Below are 20,724 nucleotides of genomic sequence, written 5' to 3' on the forward strand. Positions count from 1 at the left end.
ATATCATGCATTAACTTAGGAGTGTCCCTGTGAATATCTATCAAATCAGCAATCCCAAAGAAGGTGAAGAGAGCTTTTTTACCCTTTATCAAACATCTACGATCAAGATTGAAGCAATTCGTTCCAAACTCTCTGCTCCCGGGGAAATGTATGACCAGAAAGAAGATGAATGGGTAGTATTGGTCCGGGGAAATGCTCTTTTGGAAGTAGAAGGAGAAGAGATACCGCTAAGCGCCGGCGATTCTCTTCATCTCAAACAACACGTACGCCACCGTGTTTTAGCCACAAGTGACGATGCCCTTTGGTTGGCAGTGTTTAGCTCTTGAACTCATTGATCCGAGCTGAAAGCGATTGGGCTACGTCCAAAAGCTGTTTGGAGTCGTGCTCTATCCGCTCGACACTTTTTTTGTTTCCTTCCGAAACGTCATTGATTTGAGAAATTTTCTCAATGATCCATTCGATATGTCCTACCACTTCTACCGAGTCATTATACGAACGCTGTGCTACGGCAACGGAGCGCTCCATTTCTGAAGAGGTAGCCGATATTTTATCTTCTACTTCATTGGATATCACAGTCAATTCATTCATATTATTGGCATTTTCACCCATTTTGTCGCTGACGTCATTAACGGCTTGTACGATGGTTCCGACACTGATTTCGATCTCCGTCAAGCTTTTTTGCGTCCGTTCCGCCAATTTTCGCACCTCATCGGCAACTACGGCGAATCCTCGTCCGTGTTCGCCGGCACGCGCCGCTTCGATTGCCGCGTTTAATGCTAAGAGATTCGTCTGATCGGCAATGTCTTTAATGACGCCCAACACGTTTTTGACCTGCTCCGCATCGTTGCGCAGTGAAATGAGCTGCGACGACATCTCGTGTTCCGTTTCGATATATCCTTCTACTTCGCTGACTAAACGGTACAGGGCATCTTTGGCCGTGACCAGTTCCCCGTTCGCATTAGCGACATTGCGCTGTGTCTGTTCGGAAATAGAGATTGCCCCGGATAGAATCTCTTTGATCGAGTGGCTTTTCTGTGTTGTCGACTCTACAATTTGGCGTTCTTGTTCAACACCGCTTGAAATCGCTTTTGTCGCATCGGTAATCGTTGTTGCGATAACCGCATTTTGTTTTCCGAGATCTTTGACCTGATTGACGGTCTCCTGTACCATCTCGACAAAACGGTTTACCGCAACTGCAGCCTCGGCGAATTCGTCTTTTTTAGTCACATCCAACCGTTTAGTCAAATCTTTATCGCCGCTTACCAAATCGCCGATACGGTTACGCAGCCCTTCTAACGGGGTCAAAACCTCTTTTCCAAAGAAAAGATTGAGAACAAAAACAAATAAGACGACGCCGATACTCAAAGAGATCAGCAATATTGTTTCGGTTTTTCCGATCTCCGTATCGTTTGTTTCCAGAGAGATTACCAAATCCATAACCCCTAATACATGCCCAACCTGTATATTCGTATGACATGCCATACATTTTTCTTCTGCGATCAGCGGCTGTAAAAGACGGATAGTATGCCCTCCGTCATGACTCTCGATGATTTGAGGTTTTTTGGTTTTGAATACCTCTTTAATCAATACTTCATCGGTAAATTTTGCGTCCGGGGCAAGCAAATCGATAACTGCCTGCGATTTTTCGACTTTCAGGGCAGAAATTCCCTCAATTTTCTGCGCTTTTTCAATCGTTTCGGCAACAACGGCAGGATCACCCGCCAACATACTCCCCGTCAAAGTTTGAAATATCGATTCGCTCAGCATATTGAGTGAACGTTTAGCCGTTTCGTTGGAAAACGTATTGAATGTAGCCGTCAAATACCAATAGACAGCAGCAAGTCCTGTAATGCCGAAAATTAAGATGGTAACAATAACTTTTGATTTTACGGTATTAAACATTACGACAACCCCATTATAAATAAAACTACTCTTATTGTACCGTATAACGGTCACCTTTGTGCGGTAAAGTCACGATTCCCTGCAGGGTTTGCAGCTTTATCGGCAGATTCATCGGGCGACGCATAGAGATCGGGTCCACTTTGCTGACACTGAAATGGAGATGCGGACCGCTGCTGTATCCCGTATTTCCCGAGTATCCGAGTAAATCGCCCCGCATCACTTTTTGACCGATCGCGACCGCTACCCCCCCCTGTTTCAGATGGTAATAGTTCCCCATCGTACCGTCACTGTGCTCGATAATAACGTAATTGGCATATTGGCGATACTCGGCACTTGTTCCGCCCAGATTGTTACGGCTTTCCGCTCCAACGACCGTCCCTGCTCTCGCAGCATACACAGGGGTTCCCACAGGAACCGGAAAATCGACGGCATAAGCAGAAAGTCCTTTGTGCGATGTTTCACCGTTATATCCCTGAGATACGAAGACATCGGAGCCTTTTGCAAACGGAAGTTTATAGAGATAATCATCCTGATGCACGGCAAAAGCCGATCCTCTCACCCATCCGTATGAGGATCGGTAATTAATCCCGTTCATGGATGAAATCCGCGAAAGTTCCAATACTTTTTTCTTGGTTTTTCCGGGGATTTCGACAAACAGAGGAAGTTTTTCCGATGCCTTAAGATTATTCAGTATCTCAAAATCGATGCTCATCGTCACGGTATATGGATTAACGTTTTCCGCTTCGAAAACGAATCCTCCCTCTGCCGTCGGTTCCGCACTTACCATCACACTGTTTCGCGAACCGATTTGCGCCGTTTTTTTGATCGCAGAGACTTCGGAGCGTTTTAAAATTCGTAGATGTTCTTCATACGCCTGTTCCTGATCGATAGCGGTTTGGATACTTTTTTCTTCGAGTTCCTGTTCATCGCATAAAGCTTCGACACTTTTGAGCGAATGATTCGGGTAGTTTTTTTGGTAAAACGCAATAACTGCCGAACGGATCCGAGGATGATGCAGAGGTTCCAACGAGACGGAAACCAAATCTTCAAAACTTGTTTTATCCGATTGTGCCATCGCCGTGTCCAGTGTTTTTCGGTACAACTGATCAATAGACTCTTTAGTATGAGAAAGTTCTCTTAAATCCTTTAGATAGCTCTTTAATACCTGTTTATCTATCTCTTTGGCACCGGAGAGTTCCTGACCGATTACCAGCGTCGTTTCCACTCCGCTCAAAAAGTTTCTCAACAATTGCTGATTGGGTTTCATAATCGGCTTGCGGCTTAACTGTTCGATAGAAGCTGCACTCTCTTGCAACGGAGTCACTAAAGTTTCAAAAACGAGAGGAGACGATGCCCCTTTCACTAATCCGAAAATGATCAAGAGTAAAGCGATGATTCGACCCAACTCGTTACCCCTTTTTATTTAATTCTAACATTATTGCTCTAAGGATATAATATCGTCTATTTTAACAGTGGGGTAAAATGATGTCCGTACATATCTTAGAAGTGATAAAGCCCGGAGTAGTATTCGGCGATGATGTTCAAAAACTATTTGAAATTGCTAAAGAAGAGGGATTTGCCCTTCCAGCCGTTAACGTTGTCGGTACCGATTCCATCAACGGTGTTTTGGAAGCGGCAAAACTGGTCAATTCTCCCGTCATTATTCAGTTTTCAAACGGCGGCGCCAGCTATTACGCCGGAAAAGGGCTCAGTAACGAAAATGAAAAAGCGGCTATCGCCGGAGCGATCAGCGGAGCAATGCACGTTCATGCCATGGCGGAGCTATACGGTATCCCGGTTATCCTTCATACAGACCATGCCGCACGCAAACTTCTTCCGTGGATCGACGCCCTCCTCGATGCAGGAGAAAAACACTACGCCCAGTACGGAAAACCCCTTTTCAGTTCCCACATGCTCGACCTCTCCGAAGAGTCTTTGGAAAAAAATGTCGCGACCTGTGTCGAATACATGAAACGGATGGATAAAATCGGGATGACACTGGAGATCGAACTCGGTGTTACCGGCGGAGAAGAAGACGGTGTAGATAACAGCAGTATCGATAATGCCCTTCTCTACACACAGCCTGAGGATGTCGCTTATGCGTATGAGAAGCTCAGTGCGGTAAGCAACCGTTTCACTATCGCCGCATCGTTCGGAAACGTTCACGGCGTTTATAAGCCCGGCAATGTCGTATTGACTCCGGTCATCCTCAACAACTCCCAAAAATATATTCAAGAAAAATTCCATACCGCTTCGGATAAACCCGTGAATTTCGTTTTCCACGGAGGTTCAGGATCGACTCATGCAGAGATCCGTGAAGCAATCAGCTACGGCGTTATTAAAATGAACATCGATACCGATACCCAATGGGCAACCTGGGAAGGGGTCAAAGATTATTATGAAAAATACAAAGATTACCTCCAAGGGCAAATCGGAAATCCAGAGGGGGATGAGAAACCGAATAAAAAATATTACGACCCTCGCAAATGGCTCCGTAGCGGTCAAGAAACCTTGATCGCTCGTGTCAAAGCAGCGTTTAACGATCTGAATGCTATTGATAGAAATTAAAGCTTAGAGGATAAGACGATTTCCCCCAAAGGGAAATCGATAATAAAGCAGAGAAAGAGAGATTATTTAGTATAAGTAATTTTCGCTTTTGCGCGTAAGTCAGCCATTTTTTTATCCATATAGGCTTTAAATTTATCCATTTTCAACCGTTGTTCGATAAAGTTTTTAACTTCGTCGAATCCAAGTTTTTTCGCCGCTTTTTTATCTTCGACATAAATAACATGATATCCAAACTGGCTTTGTACCGGAGTAGACGAGATCGTCCCCTCTTTCATCGCGAAAGCGGCATCGTTAAACGACGGTACCATTTGTCCGCGCGGGAAATAGCCCAAATCCCCGCCTTTAGCCGCACTCGGTCCCGTTGATTTGGCTTTTGCCTGAGCGATAAATTCATTTTTGAGTTTGTCGCCTGTCAAATTTTTCATACTTTTGATGATCGCTTGTGCTTCGGCTTCGGTTTTCACCAGAATATGACGCGCATGGATTTTTTCTTTATCGACAAACTCGTCCGTATTCGCATCAAAATACGCTTTGACCTCTTTAGGATCGACTTTGATCGATTCGAATTGTTGTTGTTCCCAGACTTTGGCTGCCAACTGCACTTTCAAACGATCGACCAAAGCATCGAATTCTTGTTTGTAATCTTTTGAGTCTAAGACTCCCGTTTTTTGTGCATCGTCATATACGAGTTCTTGTGCAATCATCCCTTCGATAATGCGCTGGCGCAATTCGTTTTGCTTATCTGCCGGAAGAGAATCAAAACGACCTTGAGTCCCTTCCATCAATACTTTGTTAACCTCTTCGGATGTGATTTCGTCCCCATTGACGGTTGCTAAAACGCTGGCCGACACGATCGGAGCACTTAATAATAAACCCAAAACCCAAGCGGTGTAATATCGCTTCATTGTTATCCTTGTGTGTTTACCCCGTAGCGGGGCAATTTTGATTTCGGCATTATAATACATTTGTGAGTATAGTATGCAAAAAACAATCAATATTAAACGGTATTATTTTGTCGTTTTTGTTGCGCGATTTTTAGATAGCGGTCCATTGTCTGCAACAAGAAATGTTTATCGATCGGTTTAGCCAAGTGGGCATCCAATCCTGCCGCGACAATCCGTTCCCGATCTCCGATCAACGCATGCGCCGTCAACGCAATGACCGGAACGAATCCGCGGTTATCCCGTTTATCGATCTCTTTGATCAATCGGTTCGCCATTAATCCGTCCATCACCGGCATATCGATGTCCATCAATACCAAATCAAACCGTTCTTTGAGATAGGCATCGACTGCTTTTTGACCGTTATCGACGGCTACGACACGGAAATGCTCCTGTAAAAGAATCGTCTCTAAAAGTTTCAAGTTGATCAGATTGTCCTCGGCGACTAGGATTTTAATATTTTCGGCTTTCGGGATAGTCTGTGCTTCAGGGCTATGCGAAATATACTCTTTAGGCATCGTTTTCCAGATCACCGCCAAAGTTTTATGCAGCGAACTCGGTAAAATAGGCAGTGTCACGATAGAATCGACCGAGTCGATCACTTCGTTTGCCTTTTCGCCGTAGTTCAGCTTCATAATCGGTACGACACACAGCGTCGGATAGGTAGATTTGATAGCGTCGATCTGTGATTTGGAGACATGAGGGAGATCCAAAAAGAGAACGTCGCTCTCATGCAGCACCGTATTGACAAGCTCGTGTATCGCCGTGATTTCGACGTTAAAACGTTCCAGATATTTGTACAGCAATGCCCCTTGCGACGAAAGTTGCAACTCCTGTGTGTAAATGACGGCCCGGGTACCGCTGATAAAATCGAACGTCCCTTCTTCGTTCAGTTGATGCATGACACGAAATGAAAAACGTGACCCTTTGCCGCTCTCGGAAGCCAGCATCAGATGAGAATCCATCATATCCACATATTTATGACTCAAACTCAAACCGATTCCCAATCCGTCTTTTCCTTTGCGCTGATTCTCCCATGCGGATGCAAAAGGGCGCAACAAGGTTTTGATTTTCTCGTTTTCGATACCGATCCCCGTATCGTTGACCGCATACTCGACTTCGATAAAATTCGCTTCTTCTTTGACGATCAAAATTTCTACTAAAACACGACCGCCCTCTTCGGTAAATTTAATCCCGTTTTGAATCAAATTTCGCAAGATAGCAAGAATTTTATCCTGATCCCCTACCATCGTCTTCGGCAAATGCGGATCGATGAGAAACATGAGTTCGATCTCTTTGGATAGAGCCAAATCGCAAAACTGCATCGAAAAACTTTCGAATACTTCCATCGGATTGAACAATGCGAGATTCGTATGAATGCTTCCGCTTTCAACCTGCATCAGCTCCAACAGATTTTCGATATTTCGCATCATAGACTGTGCGCTTCGACCCGTCAATTGGACATATTCCTGCTGCCACGAACTGAGAGGACTGCTCTTGAGCAAATCGGTAAATCCGATAATCGCATTCATCGGAGTACGGAACTCATGCGAGATATTAGTCAAAAATTTCTTTTTAAAATGTTCGAAATAGCGTTCTGCGGCACGTGCACGTTCGATGACGGACGTATCTTTAAAGACGATCCCGATCAACGGCGTATCGCCCAACAGTACCGCTTCGGATTTTACTGCGACGTCATATTCTGCCGATGGGGTAAGAATTTTACCTCTGTAATCGCCGGGTTGAGTCAGAAGAAAAGAAAAATTTACCCCTTGCGGTGCAAACCACGTTTCCACAGGATCAGCATATTCGACTCCATCCACTCCCAACAATTCGATCAGGGCCTCATTACAACCGATCACCTTGCCCGATATGTCCGTATAGATAAACGGGTCGCTGTGCAGGTGCCCGCATGATGTTAACAATCCCATCCACTGTGCAAAGTCTTCTGCAAAATTCTCTGTGTAAACCATCTTCGCCCCTTATACTTTGGCGTGCAAATATTTTTGAAGGATGTATTCGAGTTTTTCCCGTGTCAACGGTTTAGAGAGATAGTCATCCAATCCTCTGCCCAGAATATATTCCCGATCCCCTTCCATCGCCAATGCCGTCAACGCGATAATAGGCATTTTGCCTATCCGTGCCGGCCCTTCTTCCGCTTTAATCTCCTGTGTGGCCAGAATACCGTCTTTAATCGGCATATCGATATCCATGAATACGATATCGAACGTATGTGCCCGACACGTTTCAACCGCTTCATCCCCGTTTGATACCGCAATGACCGAAATTCCGTACTCTTTTAGGAGCAATTTAATCAGACGCTGATTAATCAGGTTGTCTTCGACCACCAAAGCGCTGACTCCGCGCTGTATTTGCGGAGCAGAAACGGGAGCTGCCTGAGGAATTGCCAGAATTGCGACCAAATGGTTGAGCAAAGAGGTCGGTAGAAGCGGTTTGGAGAGGGAATAATCGACGATATGCAGCATCTTCGCCTGAAGCCGTTCATGCTCTTCGAGAAGAAGAATCGTTTTGCACTCCCGCTTGAAATGCGCAAGCTGGATAGTCCAGTCGCTCTTATCCTGAGAAGCGATCAAATATACCGCTTCGGCATCATTAAAAACCGACTCGTCGATCGTCTGAGTTTTTGTCACATTGATACCGAAACTGCGAAGATAGTTTGTCAAATGGTTGGCATCATCGACTTTTTTATCGTCGATCAAAACCACTTTCACGCTATGACCGTTAATCATCTGCATTGCATGGTCGGAAGACCCCTCTAAAGTCAGGGCAAAACTGAACGATGAGCCTTTCCCCTCGTCACTCGTAATTTTAAGCTCTCCGCCCATGAGTGAGATAAGTCCGTGAGACAGGCTAAGCCCTACCCCAAGACGATTGTCGGCATGATCGCCGGATACAAACGGACGGGTAATGTAACTAAGGTCGGATTTGCTGATCCCTTTTCCGGTGTCTTTTACCGTAAAGCCGATATTGCAGGTACCCGTCGTATTGCGTTTGAGAAGTTTAACCTCAATCGTTATCCGTCCGCCGGAGTGGGTAAATTTGAGGGCATTGTTAAAAAGATTGTTAATGACCTGTTTGATTTTACGGACATCGCCCGTTACATAAGTCGGCAGTTTCGGATCAATGAAAAAAAGGATTCCGACCCCTTTGTCCCGACCCATGGAAACGGCTCCGCGAGCCAACTCTTCCATTTCGGAGACGATATTGAATTCACTTTTGCTGATACTTAAACGGCCGTTTTGCATTTGTGCCAAATCGAGCAGATTTTCGATATTGGACATCAAATTACGGGCCGATCCTTGTACCGAATGGATATATTCCAGCTGAGTATCGGAAGGAGAGGTTTTGGAAAGCAAGTCGACAAACCCTAAAATACCGTTCATCGGCGTTCGAAACTCATGTCCGATATTGGCGAGAAACTTGCTTTTAAGCTGCTCGACTTTAACCACTTCGGCTTTGAGTTCGACGAGGTTGCTTTGATCTTCCAAACGCAGAAGATACAAGTCGCTTCCCCCCTCTTTTATCAGAGTAGAGGTCGCCGACATCGTATGCATCACCCCCTCTTGATCAACGATTCCCAACCCGTACCCTTGCGGACAATGTGTCCGGATATAATCAAGCCAACTTTTGTCGTATTCGGTAAAAACCTCTTCGTCTTCATGGTCAAAAAGTTCGCGGATACTTTCATGATTGTTTCGAAGCTGTTCGATGTTATCCAGCGGAACCAAATCGAAAAATGCTTTATTTGCGCCGATCCATCCGTTCTCCTTCGTAAAAAAAAGCAACGGATCGTGATCGGTGTCGAGCACCTTGTAAAAAAGCTCTTTGTTAATACTTTGCTCACTCTCCGAAGCAAAACGCTGATCGTTCATACCAAAAAAATTTTGAATCACTCGCAATAAGCCCAAAATTCTTCCCCCTGACCTCATAATAGTTATGGAAATCGTTTATTGTAACACAAAAACTCCGCACTTATGTTTTTTTTTCGATCATGCTACAATAGCACCAAAAAACGGATGCAGCGGATGAAAAAAGCGACCAGAAAAGAGATAGAATCGATTAAATCAGCCCTTTTGGAACGCTACTCCGATGCCGTCACCGAGCTGGACTACACTAACGCCTTCGAGTTGGTCATCGCCGTCGCACTCTCCGCACAATGTACCGACAAACGGGTCAACCTCATCACTCCGGCTCTATTCGAAGCCTATCCCACTCCAGCTGATTTGGCACGTGCCGATATCGAAAATATCAAACGGCTCATCCAAAGCTGCTCATTTTTCAATAATAAAGCAATCAATCTTATTGCTATGGCCAAACGGATCGTCGAGGTTTACGGCGGTGAAGTCCCCCTGGATGAAAAAGAGTTGGTGACGTTGGCGGGTGTCGGTCAGAAAACGGCACATGTTGTTTTGATCGAATACACCGGAGCCAATCTGATGGCGGTCGATACCCATGTTTTCCGGGTAAGCCACCGGCTTGGGCTTAGCGACGATTTCAGTGCTATCGAGACGGAAGCGACTTTGGTTAAAAAATTTAAAACCAATCTCCATCAGCTTCATCAGGGACTGGTTCTTTTCGGCCGCTATATCTGCACCGCTAAAAATCCGAAATGCGACACCGAGTGTTTCTTGCGTGAATTCTGTAAAAGTACAGACGGCTTTAAACCCAGATAATGGTACAATAGCCGTATGAAAACGCATACTTTTTTAATCTTGTTTGCCCTCATCGGATTGAGCGGATGTTTTAACGACCGCGGCATCAGTCTACGCTACTATAACGACTGTGAAGAGTATTATGACGCACAAGGGTACTATCATAAAAAATGTGATAAAAACCTAGTGGATTACAAAGAGATCACCGATGCGCTGCAACCGGCTCAGAATCCGGAAAAAGGGAGTGTCCGTTAACGGATGGCAATGAAGGTGGCGAAATTTGCCCACCGGAACAATACTTCGCAGCTTTTAAATCCGTTATTTTTTACCATTTGCATATTTTCATTCATCGTATAAGGGATTAAAACATTCTCAAGCGCTTCGCGTTTTTGGACGATTTCGTATTCGCTATACCCTTGTACTTTTTTAAAATCATAGTAACAATCGATCAGCTCTTTGTTTAATTTCGGATCTTCGCTCACCACTTTTTCGCTAAAAATAAAGACTCCGCCCTCGTTCAAGTTTTCCCCGATAGTGCGTACTAAGCCGTCACGAACCATCGGACGGATGAACTGCAGAGTATAATTGCTGATAAAAACCTGCGCTTTCTCATATCCGAATGTGAGGATATCCCCCTCAAACAACTCTATCGAAGATCCGTATGCTTCCGTTTTTTTACGGGCATGTTCGATCATAGCCGCAGAATTATCAATTCCGATCAATCGTACATTTTCAGTTTTTGCCACCATTCTCTCAATTTCCAATAACAGTGAAGCGGTCGAACACCCGAGATCGTAGACGATTCCGCCGTTTTCCAACGCATTAATCGCAAAACGGCGGGTCAGAGACTGAGACTCTTTGTAATATGGAACGGAACGGAGCAGCATATCGTCAAATACGGCGGCGACTTCCGCATCGAATTCAAATTGTTTGGAAATAGGCTTGGTAAAAAGGGTATCGGTTTTCATACTGAAATTGTAGCGTAAAGGAGAAAGTTTCGAGGGGCGGTATGTGACGAAACAAACACGCAGGCCCCTCGAAAGAGGCTAAAGCATTTTTCAGTCCATATTTAAAAGAGGGTCGGGATCGGATTCTCTTCCGTTTTCTTCGATTTAGCCGGAACGGACTTCGTTTCGCCGAAAAAGGTTAATTCGTTTTCGCGCAAGATCCGGATGACGTTGGTCGTCCCCGGCGTCCCGATAGGGTAGCCTGCGGTAAAGATATACGTATTGTTCTTATCGATAATTCCCCGCTTTAATCCGCTATGGATAATATCGCTGAGCATCTCTTCCAATCGCCCTTTTTTCGTCAAATATGCCGGGACCACGCCCCATACCATCGTCAGAAGCCGTGCAACTCTCTCTTCGTGTGTCGCAGCATAGATCGTCATCTTCGGACGGTATCGCGAAAGTTTTTTAGCCGATTGTCCGGATGTCGTCATGGCAATAATCCCCTCGGCACAGAGCAAATCCCCCAAACGGACTGCTGATTCGTTGACCCTGTCCATGGAATCGTCATAGCCGAAATCGAATTTTCCAAACGGATAAATCTCTTCAATCGCCCGAATCGTATTAACCATCGTTTCAACGACCAAAACGGGATTATGCCCGATTGCGCTCTCTTCTGAAAGCATGACGGCATCCGTCCCGTCCAATACCGCATTGGCGACGTCACTGATTTCCGCACGGGTCGCCGACTCTTTTTCAGTCATCGACAATAACATCTGCGTCGCGGTAATAACCGGTTTTGAATGTTCATTGGCCTTATCGATCAACATTTTTTGAATGGTCGGAACGCGGAAATACGGAACCTCGATCCCCAAATCTCCCCGCGCAACCATGATTCCGTCCGAATGGCGCAAAATCTCGTCGATATTATCTACCGCATCAAACTTTTCGATTTTGGCGATAAGCTGTACTTCTCCGCCGCATGAGCGGACGACATCACGGGCATTGATCATATCCTGAGCGTTTTGGACAAACGAAATTGCCATAAAATCGACACCGTTGGCAACCCCCCAAGCGATGTCGGATTTGTCTTTCTCGGTCAAAATATCGATTCCCAAACGGGTATTTGGAAAATTGATCCCTTTATTAGAGGTGAGTTTTCCTTTGTTTTCAATGAGTGCTTCGACATGCGTGTCGTGTATTTCTACGATCTTAGCCCGAATCGTACCGTCGTAAAGATAGATGGCATCATCTTTTTTAAGCAGTTTCAAAATATCGCTTTGATTGATCGATACCCGGTAATGATTTTCACCGATTTTTTCCCCTTCGATCGTTTCGTACCAAAAATCGAGTCTATCGCCGATCTCGAAATAAAAATCTTCTTTAAGTTTTCCGACACGGATTTTCGGGCCGCTGATATCTTGCAAAACACCTACCAGCAGTCCCGTCTCTCGCATCGCGGTACGGATGTTGTTTAACACGTTTAAATGGTACTCGTGAGTTCCGTGAGAGAAATTGAGACGAAAAACGTTCACGCCCGCTTTGATCATTGCGGAGAGGATTTCGATTTTATCGGAAGCGGGACCGACGGTCGCCAATATTTTTGTTCGTTTTTGCATTCTAAATACCTATGAGAATATTTTTGCAAATGGTAGCACATTTTCAATACGTTATCTGTTTGCCTTGCACTCTTGCTATCGGTAAACTCTCAGGGTTTTAAGAGGTCATCTTCTATACAATAAGTCCATCGATATTAAAATCAAATCACAGTGGAATCCAATGCCCTTTAATGCCATCGAAACCGATATCGTTCTCATCGACATTATCGATTTTTCACGTCTTTCTATGGATGAACAGCTTGAGATCATCTCGTATCTCTCGCTAACCTATAAAAAAATGATCCAAAAAATGCTCAAAGCATCCGGAATTCCGATGAAAAATATGTTGCAGGGGATCATTCCCACGGGAGACGGCTTTTATTGTATCCTCCATCCCGATCTCAAAGGGTTCGGTCCTATTTTAGGACTTTCATTCATCCATTTTTCCGATTTGATCGCCAGAGACTACCCCTATTTTCGGGGTATACGCGTTGCCGTACATACCGGGAAGGTACACCGTTTCGAAGACATTCTCGGTAATGAAAACTTTGTCGGGGACGGGTTAAACGAATGCGCCCGCTTCATCGAAATTAAGAATCTTATCATCAGTACCGTCATTATTTCCGACAGTGCCTATGAATCACTAGAAGCGTTTTTACACCGGCACGAGGATTTTCATGCCCTGTTGGAAAAATGCGAGTTTCGGCATAGTACCCTGCACAGTTTTAAAGACAAACATAATATCGACCGTCACGGCTATCTGATCTGGATGCGCAAAGGGGCCATTATCCCTCCGCCGAAAGAGCAATGGCTCAATCCGCAAAAGAAACATCTCTTTTAACGAGAAAATGATTTTTTTGCTACTATACACTTAAGCGAATATCTGCAAATCTATACCTAGAAGGAGGACTCGTGCGTTTTACCGTCGATGAATATGCCAAAACGTTTAAAATGTCCAAAGAGATGATCCAAAACAAAATTCGTACCAAACGCTTAAACTATATTATTGAGGGGGGAGTTACTTATATTATCGTCCCCCGGAGTTCTTTAGATGAAGAAAAACGCCAAGAACTCGCCCATAATACCAAACCTGCCCCCTCCGTACCTTCGACGCAAAAAACAACGGTGGGAATGATCATCGCCCTCTACCAAAAAGAGAATCAACAGCTCAAACTTAAAATCAAAGAACTGGAGACAAAAATCGACCGTCTCGTCCATGACAAAGAACAAATGCTAATTGCCGAAAGAGAACGTATCGAAGAGATTTATACGGCAAAAGACGAACAGCTTAAAAATCTTTTAGAAGTGATCCATACCAAACTTCTCCTCTCTCAAGAACATACTGTCCACGATACCGACGTTAGCCCAACGGCGCAAAGTGTGCCCGCTATTTCATCAGGAGTTATCGAACTCAAACGGTATCTCAAATTCATAGGTATGGGCTCGGAAGAACGCAAACAGGTCAAACGCCGTTTCGAATCGGCATACGGCAGTGATATCCGCATTATCCAAAAAGAAGGGGAATTCTACGTCGATCTCTCAAAATACGACTATACCGATTTTCTTTCCTAAAAAAAGGGCTTCCCCTTTTTCCTTCAAACAATCTTTCCATTTATCCGTTTAACTTGCAAATCTTTCCGTTCACACTTTCTTAATTGCCCTTAACCGCAAATATCTGCGCCAAATCTTCTTGATCGATTCAAAAATTATAGACAAAATATTATACGGTTTTTCGTATATTTAATACAATAAAATATATATTTAACTTGGTATAGTTTATGCTTTATTCTATTTTGTGTAGATTTAATACATTATATATATTTTAATGCACAATATTAACTATATTTTATACGTTTTAATGTTTATTTTAAGAAAAGGATATTACAATGGAGCAATGGAAATGAGCGATCTTTTTAACCTTCTTCATAATGCCGTTGAGGCGGGACGCAACGGTAAGAAGATTTCTCAAAAAGAGATGGCCAGAGAATTGGGAATTTCCATGCGTACTTATCAGGACTGGAGACTCGGTAATGCCAAGCCGCAAGCGGCTAAAGCCGTACTGGATATGTTAGGGATGCTTGAAGATGACGAGATCATCCGGGTCGTACGGAAAATAAATAAACTAGGAGAAACGCAATGAGCAGTTTAAGCGAGCAAGAACGAATCGGGCTGGAAGAAGTTTTCTTATCGATCTCTTCTTCCCGTAATTTTTTCCAAAAATGGTCTTTTTTGGGTAAAAAAACACCCTTCCGCTTAAACGATACCAAAAGCGATTCTTCCCTGATTCTTGCTTCAAAATCGAGAAATTGGCTAAAAAACGGTTTAAAAAACCACAAAATAACAAAACTGTTCAATAAATTGCAGAAAAGAAGAAAAAATTAAGGTAAGAGATATTAAAGTATTCGCGGCTAAAACACTTTCCCCCTCCTGTTGTCTCCTATACACGGGGAGGCCAGAGTGTTATTCGCATATCTAAATCAAGGGCAATTAATGAATAAAGCACAATTCGTAGAGTTGGTTCAAAAAAGCGGCGGTTACAAAACAAAAGTTGAAGCTGAAACAGCTATTAAAGCGTTCACGGAAGCAGTAACTTCAGCTCTTGTTGCGAAAGAAGAAGTTTCATTGGTAGGATTCGGAAGTTTTGCATCTTCTCTTCAAAAAGGAAAAAGCGGTAAAGTTCCGGGAACAAGCAAAACTTACAGCACTGCTGATAAAATGGTTCCTAAATTCAAACCGGGCAAAAGTCTTAAAGACAGCGTAGCTGCCGGAAAATAATTTCTTCATTTCGGTGGGGGATTTTCCCCCATTTCCCACACTCTCTTCTTTCTCTCTTTTTCTGTTTACATTTATTTTTTTAAATGAGATATAATCATTTTTTAAATTACGGTAGTACGAGCGCATTGTATACAAAGGCAATAGAAGTGTTTTTCTCTTTTTTAACACGATTATTTTCATCCCCGCCGCAACAACTCCCCTCATCCGAATCGGAAGAGAATACCGAACTGAAAATTATCGTCATCAAAGAGGGAGGGAAGTTTTTTCATAACTTCCAGCTCTTTCACCGTGCTACACTCACCTCTATCGATACGTTGATCTTTCTTCCCCATCTGGGAATACTACTGGGTGAAACCGTCTCCTGGAATCTTACGGAACTTGAAAATGCAACGGTTGAACGGGCGTCTCGGCAAATCAAACGCCCTCCTTCCACTCGGTTTGAAGCAACCGAATCAAAAATTCGGCAAAAACTTGCAGATGTTTTGTCATTTGACTTTACCCCTATCTACCGTTTTATTTGGATGAAAAACTTAACGGAAGACGAATTCGATACTCTCGATCTCTCTTTTCATGAGCTGCTTCCGAAAAAATATCTTCTGTTTAAAGACGAAAGCGGCGATTCGCTCAAACAAAAACTCTACGCAATGGGACCATATAGAGACGAACCGTTATCCTCTTTAAAAATTATCGGTGCTTTGAATTCCTATACGTATATCCTGCCTACCTCACAAAATCCAGCCGGTGCGATACTCTCTCCGGAACAAACCCATTTTCTCTCTGTGCCGCTAGAACTTCAGATGAGTCTGACCGGCGGATACGGAAGCGGAAAAAGCACTCTTCTTCTTCGAAAAGCGATGTTAATCCTCCTAACCGACAGGGAAGCAAGCGTTCTTTTCATTGCACCGACCCTTTTAGCTTCCGAACTGTTACGCAACGAATTCGTCTCTTTACTCTATTACGGAGCGTTAGAGATCGATCTTCTTCGCATAACCTTTACTCCGCCACAAGACGATATCACCGAACACAAATGTTTTCAGGAAGCAACCGTAGTAATGTGCGACGATGCGTATCTTCTCGGCGATGCGCTTATCGATCGTATCAAGCACCATCAAGGAAATCGAAGTCTTCTTCTCAGCACCGTTAACCCCGATACGCTTTCAGAGCATTCCGTCGGACTTCTCCACCGCTACCGAAGTCACATCGATCCCCGTATCGTTACCTCAACGTCACAGAATACTCTGCATCTTCTTTTGTCCGATATTCGTCATCGATTGACGACAAGCCGTAGACAAGAGATCATGATAGTCTTCGCCGATGCCGATTATATCGATATATATAAAGATTCCATCGATGAGTATCTAGGATCAAACTGCCGTATTGTCACTCCGTCGTTTAGTCTGCAGTATCAAAATCTGGACGACATTGTTTTGACAACTCCGGACTCCATCGGCGGTTTATCGATACCTCATTTGTTTTTTATCGTAGAAGAGAAGTTTGACGATTACACCTACATACTAAGCCGTGCATCAGAAAGCTCAACTATAATCACATATCCAAATCCGCAGGGAGAAGCCGATGCAAAAAATCTACAAGAGTGACGAAGAGTGGAAAAGTCTCCTCTCTCCCGAAGCCTATGCCGTAGCGCGTCAGCACGGGACAGAGCGAGCGTTTACCGGAGAATATGCCGATTTTAAAGGGGACGGTATCTATCACTGTGTGTGCTGTAATGCCCCTCTTTTCGATTCGACGGCTAAATTCAACTCAGGAACAGGATGGCCGAGTTATTTTGCACCCGTCACTCCCGATGCACTTGAGGAAAAACGGGATACCGCATACGGCATGATCCGTACGGAAGTGCTCTGTGCGGGTTGCGATGCCCATTTGGGACATGTCTTCCCGGACGGTCCGGCACCGACCGGATTGCGCTATTGTATCAATTCGGTTTGCCTCACTTTTACACCACGACAACAGGAGTCTTAATGCGCCTTATTTTTGTTTTGTTACTTACGTCGATCTTCAGTTTTGCCGCCGAACATCCCCGTGTCTCTTTAGAAACAACCCAAGGGAATATTACCCTTGAATTGTATGAAGATGTGGCGCCCTTAGCGGTCGAAAACTTTACGGGATTGGTCAAAAACGGATATTACAACGGATTAACCTTTCATCGAATCATTAAAAACTTTATGATCCAAGGAGGCGATCCGACCGGAACAGGAGCCGGAGGCGAATCAATCTGGAAAAAACCGTTCAAAGACGAATTTAAATCGGGTGTCGTTTTCGATAAACCGGGGATTTTGGCAATGGCCAATGCCGGACCTCGCACGAACGGAAGCCAATTTTTTATCACGACGGCTCAGACTCCATGGCTCAACGGCTATCATACGATCTTCGGACGTGTCGTTTCCGGTATGGATACCCTTGCCAAACTTAACAACGTTCAGACAAACGGTCAGCGCGGCGGCGATAAACCGCTTCAACCGCAAAAAATCATCAAAGCTACCCTTCTACCTTAATTTTCCTCGGATGCCGCATGGGTTTGTCCCCTCGGCCTCATCTCTACTGCTTCAATCCTACTACATAAAGTGTTCTCAAAGAGAGTAATGGGCATAATTTCGTAACCATTTCGTAACCATTGGAGCTTTTATGTTCTCACGTGACAACCTCTTTTTCGGAGGAATTTTTGTTGCCGCAATCGCCGTTTTCATGATTTGGGGGCTGAACTATCTTGCGCAGCATCACACCCTGTTTATCCTCGCCACGATTTTTGGCCTTTTCATGGCCTTCAACATAGGCGGAAACGACGTTGCCAACTCATTCGGCACCAGTGTCGGGGCAAAAACCCTCACCGTCAAACAGGCCCTTATCATTGCCGCCATCTTTGAACTCAGCGGTGCGATGCTCGCAGGAGCTGCCGTCACCGATACGATTCGGAAAGGGATCGTCGATATTTCTCAAATGGATTTCGATCCGATGCTTTACGTCTTTGTCATGATGGGCGCACTGCTCTCGTCTGCTTTATGGCTTATGTACGCTTCGACTAAAGGATATCCCGTTTCTACGACACATGCAATCGTTGGAGGGATTCTCGGCGGTTCCATCGCTTTAGGATACGTCACAATGCCTCATGGAGGCAATATTTTTGGCTTGATTCACTGGGATCAGATTACCAAAATCGCTATCAGCTGGGTCGTTTCTCCTATTTTGGGCGGGATGGCATCGTATGGCATTTACTGGTATCTCAAAAAAAACATTCTCGACTATAACGATGATGTAGAAGCCAAAATCAACGGTATCAAACTCCAGGTCAAAGAATTGAAAGCTTCTTACAACGAATCCATCGCGACAGAAGAAGAGAAAGTATCTCACAATGAGAAATTGCAGGAATTAAATCGTTTGCAAAAGAAATCAAACGCTTTTTACGCGCTTCGTATCCATGCACCGCTGATGGCGGCATTTGCCACCGCCATGGTAGCCGGAATGTTGTTATTTAAAGGGCTTAAACATGCTCATCTGCAGTTGGACAACACCCAAATTTTCATGTTGATCGCTACCTTCTCAACGCTGGCATATGGCATCGTCTATGCCATTGTCAAAGTGATGCACAAAGATTCCCCTCATAAAGCGACCATGCGATTGTTCAGCATGCTCCAAGTCCTTACCGCATCAGCTTTTGCTTTCAGCCACGGTGCCAACGATATTGCCAATGCTATCGGGCCGTTCGCGGCAATCATCGATATTTTAGCAACAGGACAGATCAATGCCGAATCGCCGGTGCCGATCATCGCGATGGCGACCTTCGGGATTGCACTGGTTGCAGGACTTTGGTTTATCGGGAAAGAGGTTATTCAAACCGTCGGAAGCCGTATCACGGAAATCTTTCCGGTGACGGGATTTTCCGCTGAACTGGGTGCGACGTTCATTATTCTTTTAGCTACCAAATTAGGGATACCTGTCTCTTCCACCCATATTTTAGTCGGGGCTATCATCGGAATCGGGATGTTGAACCGCAACGCAAACTGGGCATTAATGCGCCCTATCGCCATGGCATGGATCATCACTCTCCCCGCAGCGGGAATCATGTCTGCGATCTTCTTCGCTCTTCTTAAAATTACCTTCGGATACTAATCCGTTCCGCCGTATTTTTGCGGCGGCTCTTTTACTCTTTTTCCTGACGGCGGTTTAAAAACAGGTAGATAATCTTGATTAAAATCATCAACACTACCGCGCTTCCCATACTTGCTACGATAAATGCATAATATTCATCATGCGTAATCGCATTTGCCTGATAACCAAGGGTCGCAATAGCTACCAAAAAGGTCAATGGCATTGAATCACTTAATGAAAATAAAATTGTATTTTTGAATCCTAAATATCCACTGTATGCAACCATTGAACTAATAAAACGGATCAATATCATTGTTCCAGAGATGAATAACGCCAATTGTAATATTTTCAAATCTGTAAAAGCATCCAGAGATAATGTTGATCCGACATGAATAAAGAAAATAGGGACCAGGAAGCCGAAACCGAAAGAGGAGAGTTTCTCCGGCAAATCGGTTTTGTGTTTAAAATAGGTGGCGATAAACATTCCCGCCAAAAATGCCCCCAGAACGACATCGATTTTCAGATACAGCATCACGGCAACCATGATAAACATCAATGCCATCGAAAAGCGGATATCCTGATCTTTTCCGTCTTCATGCGGCATGATCAATGTTTTTAACCCGGGATACCACCAAAACAAAATACGAACTCCTTTAAAAAACACAACAAAACCGATTAAGAACAAAAAGAGTCCGCCGAGAGTAAATGCAAATTCTTGATTGTACCCGTATTCCAATCCGCCGCTCAGAATTGTCAGTGCAAAAATACTCATCAATTCCCCAATAATCCCAATATTAAGCGCCAAAGTAAGCCACGGTTCGTTTTTACCGTACTCTTTTACTAATGCTACGAGCATACCGAGCGAGAAAATCGGAAATGCCACCAGGTATACGGCGCTGAGATGCAAATACAAAAAGAGAGACAGCGAGCACGCATATAAAAGGGCGAAATAAATAAGCGTTCTGCGTATCAACGAAGATTTGGCAAATTTAAACTCTTTGAGATTGACCTCCATCCCCGCTAAAAACATCAGATACAAGAAACCGACTTTTGCGATGATTTTAAAGAGTTCGTTTTCGACTAAAAACCCGAAATACCCTGCCAAACTCCCCAATAAAATTTCGACGACGACAACCGGTATCTTCGTAACGCGAGAGAGAAACGGTGAAAGCAGCACCAGAAGCGAAAGGGTTATAATGACGACAATATCACTCAT

At 44.3% G+C, this 20,724-nt stretch carries 21 protein-coding genes; 13 read left to right on the forward strand and 8 right to left on the reverse strand.

Annotated elements, in window-relative coordinates; all coding sequences use genetic code 11:
- Positions 1 to 29: 29 nt before the first annotated feature.
- Positions 30 to 326 carry a cupin domain-containing protein gene (locus Q0389_RS11360; protein ID WP_298694233.1) on the forward strand — a complete coding sequence of 99 codons (297 nt, stop codon included), beginning with the start codon at positions 30 to 32 and terminating at the stop codon, positions 324 to 326.
- Here Q0389_RS11360 and Q0389_RS11365 read toward each other — a convergent pair.
- Entirely contained in the window at positions 316 to 1,902 is a 1,587-nt protein-coding gene (locus Q0389_RS11365) for a methyl-accepting chemotaxis protein (RefSeq protein ID WP_298694234.1), read from the reverse strand. The genes Q0389_RS11360 and Q0389_RS11365 overlap by 11 nt on opposite strands.
- A gap of 31 nt (positions 1,903 to 1,933) precedes the next feature.
- Positions 1,934 to 3,307 (reverse strand): M23 family metallopeptidase, encoded by a 1,374-nt coding sequence (locus tag Q0389_RS11370; protein WP_298694236.1) that lies wholly within the window; start codon positions 3,305 to 3,307, stop codon positions 1,934 to 1,936.
- Between the two features lie 80 nt (positions 3,308 to 3,387).
- On the opposite strand from Q0389_RS11370, the gene fbaA reads away from it, so the two are divergent.
- Positions 3,388 to 4,470 (forward strand): class II fructose-bisphosphate aldolase, encoded by a 1,083-nt coding sequence (fbaA, locus tag Q0389_RS11375; protein ID WP_298694238.1) that lies wholly within the window; start codon positions 3,388 to 3,390, stop codon positions 4,468 to 4,470.
- A gap of 62 nt (positions 4,471 to 4,532) precedes the next feature.
- Here the strand turns inward: fbaA and Q0389_RS11380 are convergent, their stop codons facing one another.
- From Q0389_RS11380 to Q0389_RS11390, 3 genes are all read right to left on the reverse strand, one after another.
- Positions 4,533 to 5,375: a peptidylprolyl isomerase gene (locus Q0389_RS11380; protein ID WP_298694239.1), complete on the reverse strand. Its 843-nt coding sequence runs from the start codon at positions 5,373 to 5,375 to the stop codon at positions 4,533 to 4,535.
- Positions 5,376 to 5,467: 92 nt separating this feature from the next.
- Positions 5,468 to 7,384: a response regulator gene (locus Q0389_RS11385; RefSeq protein WP_298694241.1), complete on the reverse strand. Its 1,917-nt coding sequence runs from the start codon at positions 7,382 to 7,384 to the stop codon at positions 5,468 to 5,470.
- Positions 7,385 to 7,393: 9 nt separating this feature from the next.
- Positions 7,394 to 9,304 carry a response regulator gene (locus Q0389_RS11390; protein ID WP_298694243.1) on the reverse strand — a complete coding sequence of 637 codons (1,911 nt, stop codon included), beginning with the start codon at positions 9,302 to 9,304 and terminating at the stop codon, positions 7,394 to 7,396.
- A 153-nt stretch (positions 9,305 to 9,457) separates the two neighbouring features.
- Here Q0389_RS11390 and nth point away from each other — a divergent pair, with 153 nt between their 5' ends.
- A complete protein-coding gene (gene nth / locus Q0389_RS11395) occupies positions 9,458 to 10,105 on the forward strand; it encodes an endonuclease III (protein ID WP_298694245.1) in 648 nt (215 codons plus the stop codon).
- A 15-nt stretch (positions 10,106 to 10,120) separates the two neighbouring features.
- Positions 10,121 to 10,339, forward strand: a complete 219-nt coding sequence (locus Q0389_RS11400; RefSeq protein ID WP_298694246.1) for a hypothetical protein — start codon at positions 10,121 to 10,123, stop codon at positions 10,337 to 10,339.
- Here the strand turns inward: Q0389_RS11400 and cmoA are convergent.
- Entirely contained in the window at positions 10,336 to 11,052 is a 717-nt protein-coding gene (gene cmoA, locus Q0389_RS11405) for a carboxy-S-adenosyl-L-methionine synthase CmoA (RefSeq protein WP_298694247.1), read from the reverse strand. The two genes, Q0389_RS11400 and cmoA, sit on opposite strands and share 4 nt — an antisense overlap.
- A gap of 101 nt (positions 11,053 to 11,153) precedes the next feature.
- Positions 11,154 to 12,650 carry a pyruvate kinase gene (gene pyk / locus Q0389_RS11410; RefSeq protein ID WP_298694249.1) on the reverse strand — a complete coding sequence of 499 codons (1,497 nt, stop codon included), beginning with the start codon at positions 12,648 to 12,650 and terminating at the stop codon, positions 11,154 to 11,156.
- Between the two features lie 160 nt (positions 12,651 to 12,810).
- Here pyk and Q0389_RS11415 point away from each other — a divergent pair, with 160 nt between their 5' ends.
- From Q0389_RS11415 to Q0389_RS11455, 9 genes are all read left to right on the forward strand, one after another.
- On the forward strand, positions 12,811 to 13,470 hold the full coding sequence (locus Q0389_RS11415) for a hypothetical protein (RefSeq protein WP_298694251.1): 660 nt from the start codon (positions 12,811 to 12,813) through the stop codon (positions 13,468 to 13,470).
- Between the two features lie 71 nt (positions 13,471 to 13,541).
- Entirely contained in the window at positions 13,542 to 14,201 is a 660-nt protein-coding gene (locus Q0389_RS11420) for a hypothetical protein (RefSeq protein ID WP_298694252.1), read from the forward strand.
- A gap of 322 nt (positions 14,202 to 14,523) precedes the next feature.
- Positions 14,524 to 14,769: a helix-turn-helix domain-containing protein gene (locus Q0389_RS11425; protein ID WP_298694254.1), complete on the forward strand. Its 246-nt coding sequence runs from the start codon at positions 14,524 to 14,526 to the stop codon at positions 14,767 to 14,769.
- Complete coding sequence (locus Q0389_RS11430; protein ID WP_298694256.1) at positions 14,766 to 15,011, forward strand: hypothetical protein; 246 nt, start codon at positions 14,766 to 14,768, stop codon at positions 15,009 to 15,011. The genes Q0389_RS11425 and Q0389_RS11430 overlap by 4 nt, the downstream gene beginning before the upstream one ends.
- 108 nt (positions 15,012 to 15,119) lie before the next feature.
- On the forward strand, positions 15,120 to 15,404 hold the full coding sequence (locus tag Q0389_RS11435; protein WP_298694258.1) for an HU family DNA-binding protein: 285 nt from the start codon (positions 15,120 to 15,122) through the stop codon (positions 15,402 to 15,404).
- A 146-nt stretch (positions 15,405 to 15,550) separates the two neighbouring features.
- The gene (locus tag Q0389_RS11440) at positions 15,551 to 17,002 is read left to right on the forward strand and encodes a hypothetical protein (RefSeq protein ID WP_298694259.1); all 1,452 of its coding nucleotides are present in this window, start codon (positions 15,551 to 15,553) and stop codon (positions 17,000 to 17,002) included.
- Positions 16,980 to 17,384: a peptide-methionine (R)-S-oxide reductase MsrB gene (gene msrB / locus Q0389_RS11445; RefSeq protein WP_298694261.1), complete on the forward strand. Its 405-nt coding sequence runs from the start codon at positions 16,980 to 16,982 to the stop codon at positions 17,382 to 17,384. The genes Q0389_RS11440 and msrB overlap by 23 nt, the downstream gene beginning before the upstream one ends.
- Positions 17,384 to 17,917, forward strand: a complete 534-nt coding sequence (locus Q0389_RS11450; protein ID WP_298694262.1) for a peptidylprolyl isomerase — start codon at positions 17,384 to 17,386, stop codon at positions 17,915 to 17,917. Before msrB ends, Q0389_RS11450 begins: the two co-directional genes overlap by 1 nt.
- A gap of 130 nt (positions 17,918 to 18,047) precedes the next feature.
- Positions 18,048 to 19,529: an inorganic phosphate transporter gene (locus tag Q0389_RS11455; RefSeq protein ID WP_298694264.1), complete on the forward strand. Its 1,482-nt coding sequence runs from the start codon at positions 18,048 to 18,050 to the stop codon at positions 19,527 to 19,529.
- A gap of 31 nt (positions 19,530 to 19,560) precedes the next feature.
- On the opposite strand, the gene Q0389_RS11460 is transcribed toward Q0389_RS11455, so the two are convergent.
- The gene (locus Q0389_RS11460; protein ID WP_298694266.1) at positions 19,561 to 20,724 is read right to left on the reverse strand and encodes a cation:proton antiporter; all 1,164 of its coding nucleotides are present in this window, start codon (positions 20,722 to 20,724) and stop codon (positions 19,561 to 19,563) included.

This window comes from uncultured Sulfuricurvum sp. (assembly GCF_937936435.1).
Taxonomy (GTDB): Bacteria; Campylobacterota; Campylobacteria; order Campylobacterales; family Sulfurimonadaceae; genus Sulfuricurvum.